At 64.2% G+C, this 15524-nt stretch carries 17 protein-coding genes and 1 pseudogene; 1 reads left to right on the top strand and 17 read right to left on the bottom strand.

The features are described from left to right. Positions 1-132: 132 nt before the first annotated feature. From ftsH to tolQ, 9 genes are all read right to left on the bottom strand, one after another. The gene (gene ftsH / locus BLP76_RS15770) at positions 133-2049 is read right to left on the bottom strand and encodes an ATP-dependent zinc metalloprotease FtsH (RefSeq protein ID WP_092815565.1); all 1917 of its coding nucleotides are present in this window, start codon (positions 2047-2049) and stop codon (positions 133-135) included. Positions 2050-2210: 161 nt separating this feature from the next. After that, positions 2211-3593, bottom strand: coding sequence for a tRNA lysidine(34) synthetase TilS (gene tilS / locus BLP76_RS15765; protein WP_092815562.1), 1383 nt, complete (start codon positions 3591-3593; stop codon positions 2211-2213). Beyond that, entirely contained in the window at positions 3562-4542 is a 981-nt protein-coding gene (gene ybgF, locus BLP76_RS15760; RefSeq protein WP_092815560.1) for a tol-pal system protein YbgF, read from the bottom strand. The genes tilS and ybgF overlap by 32 nt, the downstream gene beginning before the upstream one ends. Positions 4543-4682: 140 nt before the next feature. Continuing rightward, entirely contained in the window at positions 4683-5186 is a 504-nt protein-coding gene (pal, locus tag BLP76_RS15755; RefSeq protein WP_092815557.1) for a peptidoglycan-associated lipoprotein Pal, read from the bottom strand. Between the two features lie 226 nt (positions 5187-5412). After that, a complete protein-coding gene (locus tag BLP76_RS15750; protein WP_092815554.1) occupies positions 5413-6198 on the bottom strand; it encodes a class I SAM-dependent methyltransferase in 786 nt (261 codons plus the stop codon). Positions 6199-6234: 36 nt separating this feature from the next. Then, positions 6235-7581 (bottom strand): Tol-Pal system beta propeller repeat protein TolB, encoded by a 1347-nt coding sequence (gene tolB, locus BLP76_RS15745; protein ID WP_092815551.1) that lies wholly within the window; start codon positions 7579-7581, stop codon positions 6235-6237. A 22-nt stretch (positions 7582-7603) separates the two neighbouring features. Continuing rightward, on the bottom strand, positions 7604-8614 hold the full coding sequence (locus tag BLP76_RS15740; protein WP_092815548.1) for a cell envelope integrity TolA family protein: 1011 nt from the start codon (positions 8612-8614) through the stop codon (positions 7604-7606). Positions 8615-8617: 3 nt separating this feature from the next. Then, entirely contained in the window at positions 8618-9070 is a 453-nt protein-coding gene (gene tolR / locus BLP76_RS15735) for a protein TolR (protein WP_092815545.1), read from the bottom strand. Continuing rightward, positions 9070-9783 (bottom strand): protein TolQ, encoded by a 714-nt coding sequence (gene tolQ / locus BLP76_RS15730; RefSeq protein WP_092815542.1) that lies wholly within the window; start codon positions 9781-9783, stop codon positions 9070-9072. Before tolQ ends, tolR begins: the two co-directional genes overlap by 1 nt. A 244-nt stretch (positions 9784-10027) precedes the next feature. On the opposite strand from tolQ, the gene BLP76_RS18845 reads away from it, so the two are divergent. Further along, positions 10028-10165 carry a hypothetical protein gene (locus BLP76_RS18845; RefSeq protein WP_170130504.1) on the top strand — a complete coding sequence of 46 codons (138 nt, stop codon included), beginning with the start codon at positions 10028-10030 and terminating at the stop codon, positions 10163-10165. Between the two features lie 4 nt (positions 10166-10169). On the opposite strand, the gene ybgC is transcribed toward BLP76_RS18845, so the two are convergent. The 8 genes and pseudogenes from ybgC to BLP76_RS15690 form a co-directional block, all read right to left on the bottom strand. After that, complete coding sequence (gene ybgC, locus BLP76_RS15725) at positions 10170-10619, bottom strand: tol-pal system-associated acyl-CoA thioesterase (RefSeq protein ID WP_092815913.1); 450 nt, start codon at positions 10617-10619, stop codon at positions 10170-10172. Then, a complete protein-coding gene (gene ruvB, locus BLP76_RS15720) occupies positions 10612-11661 on the bottom strand; it encodes a Holliday junction branch migration DNA helicase RuvB (protein WP_171904417.1) in 1050 nt (349 codons plus the stop codon). The genes ybgC and ruvB overlap by 8 nt, the downstream gene beginning before the upstream one ends. Next, positions 11658-12284, bottom strand: coding sequence for a Holliday junction branch migration protein RuvA (gene ruvA, locus BLP76_RS15715; RefSeq protein WP_092815537.1), 627 nt, complete (start codon positions 12282-12284; stop codon positions 11658-11660). The genes ruvB and ruvA overlap by 4 nt, the downstream gene beginning before the upstream one ends. Beyond that, positions 12281-12697, bottom strand: coding sequence for a type II toxin-antitoxin system VapC family toxin (locus BLP76_RS15710; protein WP_092815534.1), 417 nt, complete (start codon positions 12695-12697; stop codon positions 12281-12283). Before BLP76_RS15710 ends, ruvA begins: the two co-directional genes overlap by 4 nt. Next, positions 12690-12938, bottom strand: coding sequence for an AbrB/MazE/SpoVT family DNA-binding domain-containing protein (locus BLP76_RS15705; RefSeq protein WP_092815531.1), 249 nt, complete (start codon positions 12936-12938; stop codon positions 12690-12692). Before BLP76_RS15705 ends, BLP76_RS15710 begins: the two co-directional genes overlap by 8 nt. Positions 12939-13159: 221 nt before the next feature. Next, positions 13160-13651: pseudogene (ruvC, locus tag BLP76_RS15700) on the bottom strand (crossover junction endodeoxyribonuclease RuvC); the annotation flags it as partial. A 38-nt stretch (positions 13652-13689) separates the two neighbouring features. Further along, on the bottom strand, positions 13690-14478 hold the full coding sequence (locus BLP76_RS15695; RefSeq protein WP_092815525.1) for an SDR family NAD(P)-dependent oxidoreductase: 789 nt from the start codon (positions 14476-14478) through the stop codon (positions 13690-13692). Between the two features lie 71 nt (positions 14479-14549). Further along, a complete protein-coding gene (locus tag BLP76_RS15690; RefSeq protein WP_092815522.1) occupies positions 14550-15359 on the bottom strand; it encodes an SDR family oxidoreductase in 810 nt (269 codons plus the stop codon). Positions 15360-15524 lie beyond the last annotated feature (165 nt).

Here is a 15524-nt window from a genome sequence, read left to right as displayed (position 1 = left end):
CGTCGAAAAACGAAACGGTGCCGCATTTTCCTCAAGGAATAATAAAGGCCCGGAGCGATCTCCGGGCCTCACTTTGTGTATACGAATATATCAGCGAGCCTGCTGCGAAGTTGCAACAGACTCCAGATTATATCACGTCGGTTGCGGCTCCAGCCCGCCATCGTTGCCCGGACGCGGCCGCGATCCGGTCGTCGGAACGGCCGAACCCTTGGCCGGCGGAAGATCGTCGCTCGGATCCTCGCGCACCGGACGCTTGCCGTTGAGGAGCGCGCGGATTTCTTCACCCGAAAGGGTTTCGAACTCCAACAGCCCCTGCGCCAGCGTCTCCAGCTGATCGTGATGCGTGGTCAGGATCTCACGTGCCTTGTCGTAGCCTTCGTCGACGAGGCGGCGGACTTCGCCGTCGATCTTCTGCGCCGTCTGCTCGGAGATGTTCTGCTGGCGCGCCACCGAATGGCCGAGGAAGACCTCTTCCTGGTTGTCGCCATAGGCGACCCGTCCGAGCTCTTCGGAGAAGCCCCAGCGCGTCACCATCGCCCGAGCAAGCTTCGTCGCCTGCTCGATATCGGAGGCCGCACCGGAGGTGACCCGGTCGTGGCCGAAGGTGATCTCCTCCGCCACGCGGCCGCCCATCATGATGGCGAGCCGTGAGGTCATCTGCTGGTAGGTCATGGAGAGCTGATCGCGCTCCGGCAATTGCATGACCATGCCGAGGGCACGTCCGCGCGGGATGATCGTCGCCTTGTGGACGGGATCGGTCGAGGGCACGTTGAGCGCCACGATGGCGTGGCCGCCCTCGTGATAGGCCGTCAGCCGCTTCTCGTCCTCGGTCATGACGAGCGTGCGCCGTTCGGCACCCATCATCACCTTGTCCTTGGCGTCTTCGAACTCGAGCATCGTCACGAGCCGCTTGCCGCGTCGTGCTGCAAGCAGCGCCGCCTCGTTCACGAGGTTCATGAGATCGGCACCGGAGAAGCCCGGCGTCCCGCGCGCCACCGTCTTGAGATTGACGTCGGGCGCGAGCGGCACCTTGCGCGCATGCACCTTCAGGATCTTCTCGCGGCCAACGACGTCCGGATTCGGCACCACGACCTGACGGTCGAAGCGGCCCGGACGCAGAAGCGCGGGGTCGAGAACGTCCGGACGGTTGGTGGCCGCGATCAGGATGATGCCTTCATTCGCCTCGAAGCCGTCCATCTCGACGAGCAGCTGGTTGAGCGTCTGCTCGCGCTCGTCGTTGCCGCCGCCGAGGCCTGCGCCACGATGCCGGCCGACGGCGTCGATTTCGTCGATGAAGATGATGCACGGCGCGTTCTTCTTCGCCTGCTCGAACATATCGCGCACGCGGCTTGCACCGACGCCCACGAACATCTCGACGAAGTCGGAACCGGAAATGGTGAAGAAGGGCACGCCCGCCTCACCCGCCACGGCGCGGGCGATCAGCGTCTTACCGGTGCCCGGAGGGCCGACGAGCAGGACGCCGCGGGGAATACGGCCGCCGAGCCGCTGGAATTTCTGCGGATCGCGCAGGAATTCGACGATCTCTTCAAGGTCTTCCTTGGCTTCGTCGACACCGGCCACGTCCTCGAAGGTCACGCGGCCATGCGCTTCGGTCAGAAGCTTGGCCTTGGACTTGCCAAAGCCCATGGCTCTGCCGCCGGCGCCCTGCATCTGCCGCATGAAGAAGATCCACACCGCAATGAGAAGCAGCATCGGGAACCAGGAAATCAACACCGAGAAGAACGACATCTCGCTCTCGTCAGGCTCGGCCTTGATGGTAACGCCCTTCTCTTCGAGCAGCGTCACATATTCTGAATTGTCTGGCGCGTAAGTGGTAAAGCGCTTGCCGTCGCTATAGGTGCCAGTAATCTGCTGGCCGCTGATCGTGACGTTCTTGATGTTGCCGTCGATCGCTTCGCTGCGGAACTGCGAATAAGTGATTTCCTGCGTCGTTCCCTGGCGAGACGGGCTCTGAAACAAGTTAAAGAGCGCCACCAAGAGGAGCAGGATCACGATCCACAGCGCGAAATTCCGGAAATTTTGGTTCATTCTGGCTTTCCCCGATAGCGCTTCCGGCGCCGGATCCGTGAGGGCGTTCTGTCAAACATCCCCTAGATAGGTTGCGAGGGGGTTGATGTGAAGGCACAGAAACGGAGCGCGGCCTGCAAACGCCAGCTTCCGGCAAGGCGATGAGGCCGTCCCGCGCTCAACTAATTGATATTGTGCATCTCGGCCGGTCTTGGCGGCAAGCGATTTTCCACCATCAACCGGTCGTAGAGACCACCTATATGGGGATCGCGAAGCCGGTCTTCGACAATTTGTCGAATGCTGAGATCTGTGCGGCATCCGGCCTCCGCCTTGGCGGCAAGGAGCGGCGGAACGGCGATGCAGGTGTCCTCGGCAAACAGCGCCGGCATTGTGCGCTCGAACGGATTGCCGCGCCCGCACCGCCCGAAGCCGCGAACCAGCGTTCCATCACCGGCGAGCGCATGCGGCGCGACGATATAGCGCCCGTCGAAGACCACGCCGCGTCCGGCCTGCAGGCACTGATCGGCCGGCCCCTGCCGGCCCCATTCGCGGCTGACCACCAGTTGATCTTCGCTGAAATGAAGGCAAGCGCCATGCAGCGTCACCGCAAAGACGCCTGCGAGCCCTCCCGTCACGCCCTCTGTCGCCCTCTCGTCGAGCGAAAGAAGCGCCTCTCGCGAGGGCGTCGCCACGCGTCCCGAGGCGGCCATCAACAAGCGTCGCAGCAAGGCGAGCCAGGCTTCGAAATCCATCTCCCGGCGCATCGAAAAGGGTCGCGAAATCGTGATGGCGCCGAACTCGTCGACCTTGCCGCTTTCGGCGGCCTGAAGGGCCGTGCGCTCGAACATTGTGTAAAGATGGCCTTCGCGTGCGGCGAAGGCGGAGAGCCGTTCGGCCGTCAGCCCGATCGCACAAAGCTCCGGCGCGGCAAGGCGCACACGCGCCCGCTCCTGCGCGGGGTCAGAATTCGTCGGATCATCGCAAAAAGGCAGCTCCAGCGCCTCCGCGCTCAAACGCAGGCGGGCCTTCGAGACTTGCAGAAACGGCCGCGCGATCGTCGGCCACCCCTCCCGTCTCAGCGCGGGTTCGATCCCTCTGAGCGCGCGCGGCTCTGCGGTGCGTGCCATGCGCATCAGCACCGTCTCGGCCTGATCGTCGGCGTGATGGGCCGTCAGGATGGAGCCGCAACCAGACATCGTCGCCACGTCGACCGCCGCCGCATAGCGCGCCAGCCGGGCAGCTGCCGCGATCCCGCTTTGCGGCCGCTCCGCCTCGTCCCAGCGGCGCACATGGTGCCGAAGGCGAAGCCGCGTGCACACCTCCCCCACCATCCGCGCCTCGTCGGCACTTTCCGGCCGCAGGCCGTGATCGAAGGTGAAGACCTGCGGCACCGGAGCTCCGCGACCAGCGGCAACCTCCGCCGCAAGCGCCATCAGCGCCATGGAATCCGGGCCGCCGGAGACTGCGATCAGCGCTCCCCGGTCGAGCCAGTCGCCGAGGAGCGGTTCAGCCGCAGCCGCATCGATCGCGCCCTCAGCAGCCGGCGCGTTTCGCTTCTGCTGCAACGCGGTTGGTGAGTGCGCCGGAGGCGTCCGGGTATTTGCGGCCGACTTCGTCGAAGGTGGCACAGGCAGCGTCCTTTTCGCCGAGCGCGGCAAGAGCGATGCCGAGCTTCATCAAAGCGTCGGGCGCCTTCCGGCTTTTCGGAGCGGTCTTGTAGAGCTCCAGAAACGTATTGGCCGCCGCCCGGTCCTTATTCTGCTGCAGCTGGCTCTCGCCGAGCCAGAAGCGCGCATCGTTCGCTTGAGCCTCGTTGGGGAAACGCTCCAGCCAGGCGGCAAAACTCCGCTCCGCCTCGGAATAATCGCCGGTCAGGATATAGCCATAGGCAAAATCGTAGTCCTGCCTCGGATCGCCGGACAGAGAGGCGAGCGCCGGCCCCTGCGGCTGTTCGGCGCCGCTGCCCATGTCGTCGACGGGACCGACGGCCGGGGCAGGTCCCTCCGGACCGCCGCCCGCAAGCGTCGAAAGATCGATCGGCGCACCGGCATCGAAGCCGCCCTCGCCATCCTGCGCAATGCGCGGATCATCAGGCGAGATGCCCACCGTGCCAAGATCCTGCGGCGGGGCTCCCGCCACACTGCTCGAATTGTCGGAAGGATTGACGCTGCCGCCGGTCGCACCGCCATAGGTGGCCCCACCATAAGTGTTCGAGCGCGGCCCGAATTGCTGGCCGGCATTCGGCTGGGCACCCGTCTGGCCGCCGTTCCAGCCGAAGCTCTGGTCCATCGGTGCGTCTTCACCGCCTTGCGGCGGGCCGGCGATACCGGCCTGACGGCGGGTGACCTGCAGCTCGTGCTGAAGTTGCTCCACCTCACCGGTCAGCTGGCGCACACGCTCTTCCAGCTGCTGGATATAGAGCCGCATCTGGCCGATCTCCTGCGGGCTTTGCGCCTGGGCAAGGCCCGGGAAAAGGAGAAGGCCGGCAAAAACAAAAAGAATACGTCCGCTCATGACAAGGTCGCTAGCATGACTGAGTGAGGCTCCACCACCTCCAGATCAATTCGGCCAAACTTCGACACTTGTGACAAGAACGCAAAAAAGGCGGCCGTGGCCGCCTTTTCTTAACCTCTGTGGCAGGGTTGCGACGGCGATCAGCTGCCGGCGCCGCCCACCACCGTCACTGCACGACGGTTCTGGTTCCAGCACGAAGCCGCATCGCAGACCGCGACCGGGCGCTCCTTGCCGTAGGAAATCGTCCGCATGCGGCCCGGATTGACGCCACGCGACGCGAGATAATCGCGGGTTGCCGCCGCGCGCCGGGCGCCGAGGGCGAGGTTGTATTCGCGCGTGCCGCGCTCGTCGGCGTGGCCTTCGACCGTGACGGTATAATTTGGATACTGGTTCAGCCACACCGCCTGGCGGTCGAGCGTCGCCCGTGCTTCCGGCGTCAGGGACGAGGAATCGACGATGAAGAAGACACGGTCACCGACATTGACCTGGAAGTCCTGCGGGCTGCCGGGCGTTGCCGCCCCTGCACCTGATCCAGAACCGGCAAGATCCAACGCCTTTTGCTGGTTGGCGCAACCGCCAGCCGTCAGAAGAAGGGCTGCGCCAAGCGCGGCAGCTAGAATGCGGATATTCAGGCGAAAGCTCATCGCCGCAAGCTCCTAGTGGAATCGAAAGGCTTTGATAACCCTGACAGGGTTAAGGCCTCGTGAACGATTAGGGTTAAGAAGGCGTGAACGCAGACAGAAGGGCGACGCAAAACAAAATGTCCGAGGAAGAGCGGTGGCCACCGAATGCGGCGGAAGCTTGGCGGCCGCGCACCTTTTCGGCCACAAAAGCGAAGGTTTGACGCCTCAATTGCCGATCGGCGAGGCCTTATCCGGCAACGACGACGATCTCCGGGCTCTTCGGGCCGAAGGCGCTGCGATCAAAGGAGCCGTAGAGGTTCACATCCGAAAATCCTGCCTCGGCCAGTTTCTCCTTGAGAAGATCGCACGATGTGAAGCGCACGTGATCTTCGAGGATGACTTCTTCTTCGCCGGGAAAACGCAGATGCGTGCGGTAGCCAATGATGTCGTCTTCCGCAGAGACCAGGGACAGATAGGTCTCCACGCTCGCACTGCCGATCGGACGAATGAGGCGACGGCTGCGCCCGGGCGTCCATTGCCGCCAGCCCTCGACGATCGGATTGCGGCTTTCGAAAGCGAACCGGCCGCCCGCAGAAAGCTGCTCGCGCACCGCCGTTAACGCGGCTTCGATCCCTTCATCGCTCAACAGGCACTGGAAGGTGTGTCCGGTCATCAGGACGAGATCGAACGGCGCCGCCGCGTGACGGGTGGTGGCATCGCCCTCCACCCATTCGACGCGCTCCGCCCCCGCACCGCGGCGGGCAACCGCCAGCATCGCCGGCGCCGGATCGGCCGCCGTCACCTTGTGCCCGCGTCTGGCAAGCGCACGCGCCAGGGCGCCCGTGCCGCAACCGATATCGAGGATCGCAAGCGGCTCGCGTCCGCCGCCCTGTTCGTCACCCTGCGCTTGAGGCTCTCCCTCGGGCTGCCTTTTGAGCTGCCCGGCAAGCTGAATATAGAAGCGCGTATCCTCGCCCGGCGGATTGAGCAGATCGTAAAGACCCGCCAGGCGCTCGTCGCAATATGAACTCATGGAATTTGCCTGCCCTCCGGCGCCGGGCTGCCAGCATCAATCGAGAAGCGGGCTCCACGCCGGATCGGAGGCATAATTCGGCGTCGGCACGACGCGCTCGTTGTAGCCGGTGATGTCGACGGAAAGAAGCTGCGGGCCGGCGCCGCCGGACTGGTCGCGGAAGAACATCAACACGCGGCCGTTCGGCGCCCAGGTCGGCCCTTCGTTATGGAAGCCTTCCGTTATGACCCGCTCGCCGGATCCGTCCGGAGCCATGACGCCGATGCCGAAGCGGCCGCCTTCCTGCTTGGTGAAGGCGATGAGATCGCCGCGCGGCGACCAGACGGGGGTTGCATAGCGTCCCTGCCCGAACGAGATCCGCTCCGCCGGGCCGCCATTCGCCCCCATCACATAAAGCTGCTGCGTGCCGCCACGATCGGATTCAAAGACGATGCGCTGTCCGTCCGGCGAAAACGACGGCGCCGTATCGATCGACGGCGAATCGGTCAGCCGCGTCATCTGCCGGTTTCTGAGATCGAGCAGATAGATGTTGGAATTGCCGCCCTGGGCGAGCGACAGAACCACCTTCTGACCGTCCGGAGAAAACCGCGGCGAGAAGGTCATATTGGAGAAATTGCCGATCTTCTCCCGCTGCCCGTTCTCCGTGTTGAGGAGAAACACCTGCCACTGATCGCCCGAAAGAGCCGCATAGGTGATTTCCTGGCGCGTGGGCGAAAAGCGCGGCGTCAGCACGAGATCGCTGCCGTCGGTCAGATAGCGCACATTGGCGCCGTCCTGGTCCATGAGCGCCAGCCGCTTGATGCGCTGTTCCTTTGAACCGGATTCGTCGACGAAGACGATGCGGGTGTCGAAATAGCCCTTCTCGCCGGTCAGGCGCTCATAGATCGCATCGGCGATGATATGCGCCACCCGCCGCCAATTGTCGGGGCTCGCCACGAATTGCTGGCCCGTCAGCTGCCGGCCGGCAAAAATATCCCAGAGGCGAAATTCCGCCTGCACGCGTCCGTCCGCAGTCGCCTCGACCCGCCCGGACACGAGCGCCTGCGCGTTGAGCGGACGCCAATTGGCGAAATCGGGCGTCACGTCCGGCGGGATCGTCGGCTGGATGAAGGCGGCCGGATCGACCGGGGCGAACAGCCCCGAATTCTTCAAATCCGCGGTGATGACGTCGGATATCTGCTGGCTGAGCTGGTCGGGCTGGCCGCCTGTCCCGACGAAAGTCGGAATGGCGATCGGCATCGGCTGGATCGTGCCGCGCGTGATGTCGACGCGCAGCTGCGCCGATGCGCTGCCAATAAGAGCGCCAACCAGCGCGAACTGGGCGAGCGCTGCGGCGATGGCGAAGGGGAAAGCCCGACTTCTCAAGCGGTCGGTAAAGGACATGGGCGTGAAGCTCCGTCAAATCTCATCCGCCGAGCATTTCGCTCGGGTCGAAGGTGAATTCGATATCCCGCCACAAGGAGTATTTCTCTGGCGGTAGTATGTCGTAAGGGGCGCATTCGTGAACGGCGCGGATGGCGCTCTCCATCGCGACCCGGGAAAGCTCGTCGAAACCGCCGCCGACCGGACGGGGCGGTGCAGCAAGCGTTCCGTCCGGCTGCAGGCTGATGGCGACCGTCACCCGGAGCCCACCCGCCTGACGCACGCCGATGGGCGGGTTCCAGCACTGATAAAGCCGCGCTTTCAGCGCCTCGATCTCGCTTTGCGTCATCGCCGCCTCGGCCTTCCCCTCGCGCGCGCCGAACGTCTGGGGATCGGGTGACGGATCAGGGTCACCGCCCCCCGTCGGATCGCGCTTGTCGAGAAGAGCGGCAATGTCGTCGGGCCGGAAATCCCGCTTCGGTTCGGGCTTTTGCGTCACCTTCGGCTTCTCCGGGACGGGCTTTTCCGGTGCGGGTTTTGTCTCTGCCGGCTTCGGCGGTTTGATGTCCTTGGGCGGCGTCGGGCGCATCTTCGGCAGGGTGTCGAGCGCAGGCGCCGCCTCTTGCGGCGTCGCTTCCGGCGCCTTCTCCGGCTGCGCATCGGGAAGTGGAGCAGGATCCGGCTCGGGCTCTGGTTCCGGCGGCACCGAGGCGACCTTGGTCTCTTCCGGTTTCGGCTTTTCCTCAACCTTTGGCGTCGGTCGTGGCGTCGGTTCTTTGACGGCCTCGATCGGCTTCGGCGCCGGCTTTTCCGCCGGCTTCGGGTCCGGCCGATCGGCCTTGGCCTGGGGCTTGGGTTGAGGCTTTTCGTCGGGCTTCGGCTTCGCCGTCTTGGAGCCGGCGAGAAGATCGGTCACTTCGGAAATCGGCACGAGATCGACAGGCAAGGCTTCCGTGTGATCCACGCTGAAAGGCTTCGCGTCCGGAAACGCGAAGAGCCCGAGCGAGATCAGCGCCAGGTGAGCCGCAAGTGAGACGCCGAGGCCGACACGCATTCCTTACCCATCAGTCTCTTGCAGGGTGACGAGACCGATCCTGCGATAGCCGGCCGCATTGAGACGGCCCATCACCCGCATGATCGTGCCGTAATCGGCATTGCGATCGCCGCGCACGAAGATGCGCTCGTTGAGCCCGTTCTTGGCGAGCGCCTGCAGCGTCGCCACGAGCTTATCGGACGACACCTCCTGCTCCTGCAGATAGATCGATCCATCGGCATTGACCGACACCGTCAAGGGCTCCGTGTCGGCATCCATCGCCTTCGCCTGCGTTTCCGGCAGGTCGATCGGCACGCCGACGGTGAGAAGCGGCGCCGCCACCATGAAGATGATCAACAACACCAGCATGACGTCGACGAACGGCGTGACGTTGATCTCCGCCACCAGCGCATGGCGGCGGCGCAGACGATGGCGGCTGCTGCCGCCCCTGCTCGGTGCGATCATCCCGGCGCCCATCAGGCCGCTCTCCGCTCGTCGATCTGGCGCGACAGGATCGCCGCGAATTCGTCGGCAAAACCTTCCATGCGGGTGGCGAGCCGGGAAACCTGGCTGGCGAACTTATTGTAGAACATGACCGCCGGAATGGCGGCGAACAGGCCGAAGGCCGTCGCAAGAAGCGCTTCGGCGATGCCGGGCGCCACGACGGCGAGATTGGTGTTCTTGGAGGCCGCGATCGCCTGAAACGAGGTCATGATGCCCCACACCGTGCCGAAAAGCCCGATGAACGGGCCGGCCGAGCCGACGGTCGCGAGCACCAGGAGCCGCCGTTCGAGCCGGTCGACCTCACGTGCGATCGTGACATCCATCACCCGGTCGATGCGCTGCCCGAGGCCGGCGAGCGATTTCGCTCCCCCCTCATAGGTGCGCTTCCACTCTTTCATCGCGGCGACGAAGAGAGCCGCCATGCCGTGCGCTTCGCGCGCCGACACCTGGTTATAGAGCTGTTCGAGGGACTGTCCCGACCAGAACGTATCCTCGAACTTGTCGAGCTGACCCTTCATCCGGCGGTAAAGCAGCGTCTTGTCGATGATGATCGCCCAGCACCACACGGAAGCTCCGAGCAGGCCGAGCATGACGATCTTCACGACGATATGCGCCTGCCAGAATAGAGATAGCAGGGAAAAGCCACCCGCCGGATCGGCGAGCGCTGTCTGGGCAACTTGATCCATGGAATGAGATCGCTCTTTTTCGATCTTGGCGGCTCTTGACCGCCGAATGTGACAAAAGCACGGCCTGAGAGAGCCTGCCCCGATGAAACCAGTCTAAAGGATGAGAGATCATCACGGTTAACGAACCGTTAGGAGCGGGTCCTCATAGCATACTTTTCTTGTCCACCATAAACGATTGGAACCGTTGGAGTCGGAAGGCGTTTGGAATTCGAAACAGCAGGCCCTTGAGGCCAAGAGGAATCCCATGTCGCGCTTCGATGCCCGCCTTGATCAGACTGCAGATCGGCCGACCGAGACCGACTCGCGCTTCACCGACACCTTGGTCGTTTCTGCACTCGGCCTCTCCGTCTTCCTGGTCGCTCTCGGAGGACTGGCCGCGTAAATTTTTACGGGCTTTGTTTGAAAGAGGCGCTCAAGGCCTCTCGCACTTTCCCCGGCAGGCGCGCCGGACGCCCTTCCGCGGTCAGAAGCGCCGCTTCCACGACAGCCTTGACAAGAATGGCGTCGCCTGAGCGCAGCTCCTGCGCCAGCGTGACCCGCGCCCCGCCCACTTTCTCAGGCCGGGTGAGGACGGTCACGATATCGTCAATGCGCGCCGGTTTTTCGAACTCGATGGTCATCCGCCGCACGGCAAAGGCAAGCCCGTCCGTGGCGAGCTCATGATGATGCACGCCGAGAAGGCGGAGAAAATCCGAGCGGCCTCTCTCCAGAAAATGCAGATAGCGGGCGTGATAGACGAGGCCCGAAAAATCCGTGTCTTCGAAATAGACCCGTTGATGGAGGATATGCCCCTCCGCCGTCAGCCGGCCGGAAAGCTCGGCGGGAACGTCAAGCATCGTCGTCACTCAAAAAAAGCCCCATCTGCGCGGCCCGGTCCTGCGTCGGCACGGCAAGGCCCAGATGCTGGAAAGCTCTTGGCGTCAGCAGGCGTCCCCGCGGCGTTCTTTGGATAAACCCCTGCTGGATCAGATAGGGCTCGACGATGTCTTCGATGGCATCGCGCGGCTCCGATAAGGCTGCCGAAATCGTTTCGATCCCGACCGGGCCGCCGCCGAAATTCTCTGCAATCATGACGAGATAGCGTCGATCGAGGAGATCGAGCCCGCGCGCGTCGACCTCGAGTGCCAGAAGCGCCTTGTCGGCGAGAGAGCGTTCGATCCGCTCCGCCCCGTCGACGGCCGCAAAATCGCGCACGCGCCGCAGAAGCCGCCCAGCGACACGCGGTGTGCCGCGCGCCCGCCGCGCAATCTCGCTCGCCCCTTCATCGGAAATCGGCGCGCCCAGAATGCGTGCGCCCCGCCGCACGATCTTTTCAAGCTCCGCCTCGGTGTAGAAATCGAGCCGCACGGGAATGCCGAAGCGGTCGCGGAGCGGCGTCGTCAAAAGCCCGAGCCGCGTGGTCGCGCCGATCAGAGTGAAGGGCGCGAGATCGATCTTCACCGAACGCGCCGCCGGCCCCTCACCGATGATGAGGTCGAGCTCGAAATCTTCCATCGCCGGATAGAGGATTTCTTCCACCGCCGGATTGAGGCGATGGATCTCGTCGATGAAGAGCACGTCGCGCTCGTCGAGATTGGTGAGAAGGGCTGCGAGATCGCCCGCTTTGGCGATGACCGGGCCCGACGTGGAGCGGAAATTGACGCCAAGCTCGCGCGCCACGATCTGGGCGAGCGTCGTCTTGCCGAGACCCGGAGGCCCGACGAAGAGCACATGGTCGAGCGCCTCCGAGCGCGACCGCGCCGCCTCGATGAAAACCTTGAGGTTGCCGCGCGCCTTCTCCTGGCCGACGAAATCGGCAAGCCGCTCCGGCCGGAACGAGGCGTCGGGATCGCTGTCTTCGACGCGCGCATCGGCGCTGACGAGACGATCTGTGCTCACTGGCTGAGCTCCTTCAGGCCGAGCCTGATCAATTTCGCGGTTTCAGCCCCCTCGCCCGCATCACGCATCGCCTTGGCGATCGCGGCCGAAGCCTGCGCCTGGGCATAGCCGAGATTGACGAGCGCCGAAACCGCATCGGCGATCGGCTGCGGCGCAACCTGATCGCCGAGATCGGATTGCAGGCGCGACAGCGACGGATCCCCGCCGATGCCGCCGCCGAGTGCCGGCGCCTTGTCCTTGAGCTCCGAACAGATGCGCCCGGCGAGCTTCGGCCCGACGCCGGGCGAGCGCGCGATCATCGCCTTGTCCTGCAGCGCGATCGCGGAGGAAAGATCGGCCGGCCGCAACGTGCCGAGCACGCCGAGTGCCATCCGCGTGCCCACCCCCTGCACCGAATTCAACAGCCGGAACCATTCGCGCTCCACATCCGAGGCGAAACCGAAAAGCCGGATCTGGTCCTCGCGCACATACGTCTCGATCGAAAGTGTCGCCGCCTCACCGGGAGACGGCAGCGCCTGCAGCGTCTGCGTCGAGCAATGCACGACATAGCCGACGCCGCCGACATCGACGATGACCCAATCGGGTCCGTAGGAATCGATGCGCCCTTTGAGTTTGCCAATCATGGATGGGTGTCCGGCGAGATGATCTCGATCGTTGGGAAATAACCGCGATAATAGCCGCGGTCGCGCGTAAGAAGCCGGTAGCCTCGGACCGAAGCATGCGCACCGATATAAAAATCTGGAAGAGGCCGTGTCCGTTCGCCGCCTTTTCCCCGATAGGTCCTGTAAACCAAACCGGCCATGAAAGCGGCATCCCAGGGGAGTTCTTCCTTGCGGATGCTGGCATGCATCAGCATCGCCTCGAGCTCCTCCCGCCGTGCATATCCGCTGGCGAGCTCCGAATAGACCACCGGATTGACGACAAGCTCACCTCGGTTGGCTGCATCGCGCAGCGCCATCGAAGACCATCCAAACCAGACTTGGTTCGCCTCCGAAATATCGAGAAGGACATTCGTATCGACGAGCGTGTCACGCATCGCCGCGCATGAGCCGCATGATCTCGTCGGTCGAGAGCCCACGATTGACCGTCCTGGTGCCAACGATCGCTTCTACAGCGCGGTCGCCGCGCGTTTTGCCCGGTCTCTCCTCAGCATCTGCTCTGCTCAGAGTAACTCTGCCTTCCTCAAAGCTGAAGCGAACCTCACTGCCCGGTCGCAAGCCGGCGAGATCACGTAAGTGCTTGGGCACGGTAACCTGCCCCTTCGAGGTCATGCGCATCGGTGCCACCCTTGTAATGCTACTCAGGTAAGAAATAGAACATTACAGAAACGCCGGCAAGGCGACGAGGCGCATTCTCCTGGGCTTCACCCCCGGCCGCGCACCAAACGCATGAGCTCGTCCGACGAAAGGTGTTCGTTCGCGGTGCGCGAGCCTTTGGCGGCCTCGATCCCCCGACCGCCACGCCGGCTCTTGGCCCCGGCCTCAGAGGTCGTCTCCGCCTGGGCCACGACGCTGCCGCGGTGGTGCGCGTGGCAGATGGCGATGGCAAGCGCGTCGGCCGCATCGTCGCTGTCGAAGGTCGCCTTCGGCATCAGGATCGACACCATCGTGCGGATCTGCCCCTTCTGCGCATGGCCGGCACCGACGACTGACTTCTTCACCATGTTGGGGGCGTATTCCGCCACTTTGAGCCCCGCCTTCGCCGGCGCCAGAAGCGCGATACCGCGCGCCTGGCCGAGTTTCAAAGTGGCACCCGCATCGCGGTTGACGAAGGTGTGTTCCACGGCCGCTTCGCCCGGACCGTGCTTGGAAATCACCGCCACGAGCCCGTCATAGAGCGCCGCCAGCCGGTCGCACAGCGCACCCCCATCGTCGGAGCGCACCGTGCCGGACGCGACGAAGGCGAGCCGTGTCCCGGACATATCGACGACGCCCCAGCCGGTGCGGCGCAGCCCGGGATCGATGCCGATGATGCGAATCGTCTGCTTCATCGGCCGATCATAGCGAATACCGGGAGGAACGGCGCAGCTTACGAATCCTCGGTCGAAACCGTGAAATTGAGCGGCAGCCGCCCGCCGTCGACATAGACCGTCTGCCCAGTCATATAGCTTGCATCGTCGGAGGCGAGGAAAGCGGCGACTGCGGCCACCTCGCTCGGCTCGCCGATACGACGCAGCGGCGTGCGCGTCAAAATGCGCTGGCGCGCTTCGGCATCGTCGGCCACATGCCCCAGCATGTCGGTCATGATGGAGCCCGGCCCGATCGCGTTGACGCGGATCCCGTGCGGCGCAAGCGCGAGCGCCATCACCTTGGTGAGCTGATTCACGCCCCCCTTGGACACCGTATAGGGAACCTGGTCGGGGATCGCGACGACGGCATTGACCGAGCTCATATGGATGATGACGCCCGGATCGCCGCCCGCTTCGATCTGTTTCACCATCCGCTTGGCGACAGCCTGGCCGACGAGAAACGCCCCCTTGAGATTGACGTTGAGGACGCGGTCGAACTCCTCCTCCGTCAGCGCCAGGAAATCCGCCTTGAGCGCGATCGCCGCACAGGAGACGAGGACGTCGATGTCTCCATAGGCGTCGACCGTCGTCGCCAGGAGATTGCGCACCGACAGTTTTTCCGCGACGTCGCAATGCACGAAGCGCACAGGCCCGAGGTCGCCGAGCGCCTCCACCGAAGCGCTGCCCGCATCGTCGTCGATATCGGCGAGGACCACCCGCGCGCCCTCAGACAGGAAGCGCTTGGCGACGGCACGCCCAATTCCCTTCGCTCCACCGGTCACGATGGCGACCTTGTTTTCCAGCGACATTGGCATCTTCCCCATTGGCCAGCCCGGCGCCCCGGTTCGGGGCCCTGCGCTTCGGCCGCGGCCGAGTCACCTCAGCCGTTTCCGATAAAGCCGGGATAAAGCGTCATGCCGCCATCGGCAAACAGACAATGGCCGTGCACATAATCGGCGGCGTCCGAGACGAGCCAGACGACGGCCTGCGCGATATCCTCCGGGTCGCCGATCCGGCCATAGGGAATGAGGCTGCGGATCGCGTCTGCGTTCTCGGCGCGCTCATCGGCGTTGATGTCGGTGGCGATCGCGCCGGGCGCGACGGAGTTCACCCGGATTTTCTCATGCCCCACCTCCTGCGCGAGCGATTGCATGAGAAGCGAAACACCGCCCTTGGAGGCCGCATAATTGACCCGCCCGGCCCAGGGGATGCGCTGATGGACGGAGGAATCGAAGACGATCTTGCCGAGCGCCGGGCTCACCCCTTCGCGCAGCCCCTTCTTGCGGAAGCGTTTGACCGCCTCGCGGGAGACCAGAAAGGCGCCGGTGAGATTGGTGGAAATGACCGCCTCCCAATCGTCGAGCGACATCTCTGCGAAGGCGCTGTCGCGCTGGATGCCGGCATTGGAGAAGACGATATCGACCGGACCGAGCTCCGCTTCGCAGCAATCGAAAAGCTTGTTGACATCGCTCTCGCGGCCGACATCGCCGCGGATGATGACGCCCCGGCTTCCCGCTCGCTCGACGGCGGAGAGGGTCTTTTCTGCCCCTTCCTCGTCGGAATGGAAGTTGATGACGACATCGGCACCTGCCTTCGCCAACCCCGCCGCAACGGCCGCCCCGATGCCCGAGCTTGCCCCGGTCACGATGGCGTTCTGGCCTTCCAGGCTTAGTCCGTTCTGAGCTGCCACTGAGCCCCTCCTGATCGTGAATGCGTGGAAGGACGCAAGCGGTGTCGGCCGAGCGGCCCGTCGCGAAGGCTGATCACCTCATGAGAAGCCGCCGGCATCCCGCACCGTCCCGCGTCCCGTTGGAAAATCTCTCCGTCGAACGTCTCCCGATGGGAGCGTTGCGTT

The organism is Afifella marina DSM 2698 (genome assembly GCF_900102695.1).
In the GTDB taxonomy this organism is placed as follows: domain Bacteria; phylum Pseudomonadota; class Alphaproteobacteria; order Rhizobiales; family Afifellaceae; genus Afifella; species Afifella marina.
This window is presented reverse-complemented; position numbering and strand designations above follow the sequence as displayed.

What these genes read in the sequence shown, in the direction of transcription:
- BLP76_RS18845 (WP_170130504.1), top strand. Translation starts at nt 10,028, where the DNA reads ATGTCGCGCTTCGATGCCCGCCTTGATCAGACTGCAGATCGGCCGACC.
- BLP76_RS15695 (WP_092815525.1), bottom strand. Translation starts at nt 14,478, where the DNA reads ATGTCGCTGGAAAACAAGGTCGCCATCGTGACCGGTGGAGCGAAGGGA.
- tolB (WP_092815551.1), bottom strand. Translation starts at nt 7,581, where the DNA reads ATGTCCTTTACCGACCGCTTGAGAAGTCGGGCTTTCCCCTTCGCCATC.
- BLP76_RS15740 (WP_092815548.1), bottom strand. Translation starts at nt 8,614, where the DNA reads ATGCGTGTCGGCCTCGGCGTCTCACTTGCGGCTCACCTGGCGCTGATC.
- ybgC (WP_092815913.1), bottom strand. Translation starts at nt 10,619, where the DNA reads ATGCTTGACGTTCCCGCCGAGCTTTCCGGCCGGCTGACGGCGGAGGGG.
- ruvA (WP_092815537.1), bottom strand. Translation starts at nt 12,284, where the DNA reads ATGATTGGCAAACTCAAAGGGCGCATCGATTCCTACGGACCCGATTGG.
- BLP76_RS15710 (WP_092815534.1), bottom strand. Translation starts at nt 12,697, where the DNA reads ATGCGTGACACGCTCGTCGATACGAATGTCCTTCTCGATATTTCGGAG.
- BLP76_RS15750 (WP_092815554.1), bottom strand. Translation starts at nt 6,198, where the DNA reads ATGAGTTCATATTGCGACGAGCGCCTGGCGGGTCTTTACGATCTGCTC.
- ybgF (WP_092815560.1), bottom strand. Translation starts at nt 4,542, where the DNA reads ATGAGCGGACGTATTCTTTTTGTTTTTGCCGGCCTTCTCCTTTTCCCG.
- tolQ (WP_092815542.1), bottom strand. Translation starts at nt 9,783, where the DNA reads ATGGATCAAGTTGCCCAGACAGCGCTCGCCGATCCGGCGGGTGGCTTT.
- ftsH (WP_092815565.1), bottom strand. Translation starts at nt 2,049, where the DNA reads ATGAACCAAAATTTCCGGAATTTCGCGCTGTGGATCGTGATCCTGCTC.
- tolR (WP_092815545.1), bottom strand. Translation starts at nt 9,070, where the DNA reads ATGGGCGCCGGGATGATCGCACCGAGCAGGGGCGGCAGCAGCCGCCAT.
- pal (WP_092815557.1), bottom strand. Translation starts at nt 5,186, where the DNA reads ATGAGCTTTCGCCTGAATATCCGCATTCTAGCTGCCGCGCTTGGCGCA.
- BLP76_RS15705 (WP_092815531.1), bottom strand. Translation starts at nt 12,938, where the DNA reads ATGCGCATGACCTCGAAGGGGCAGGTTACCGTGCCCAAGCACTTACGT.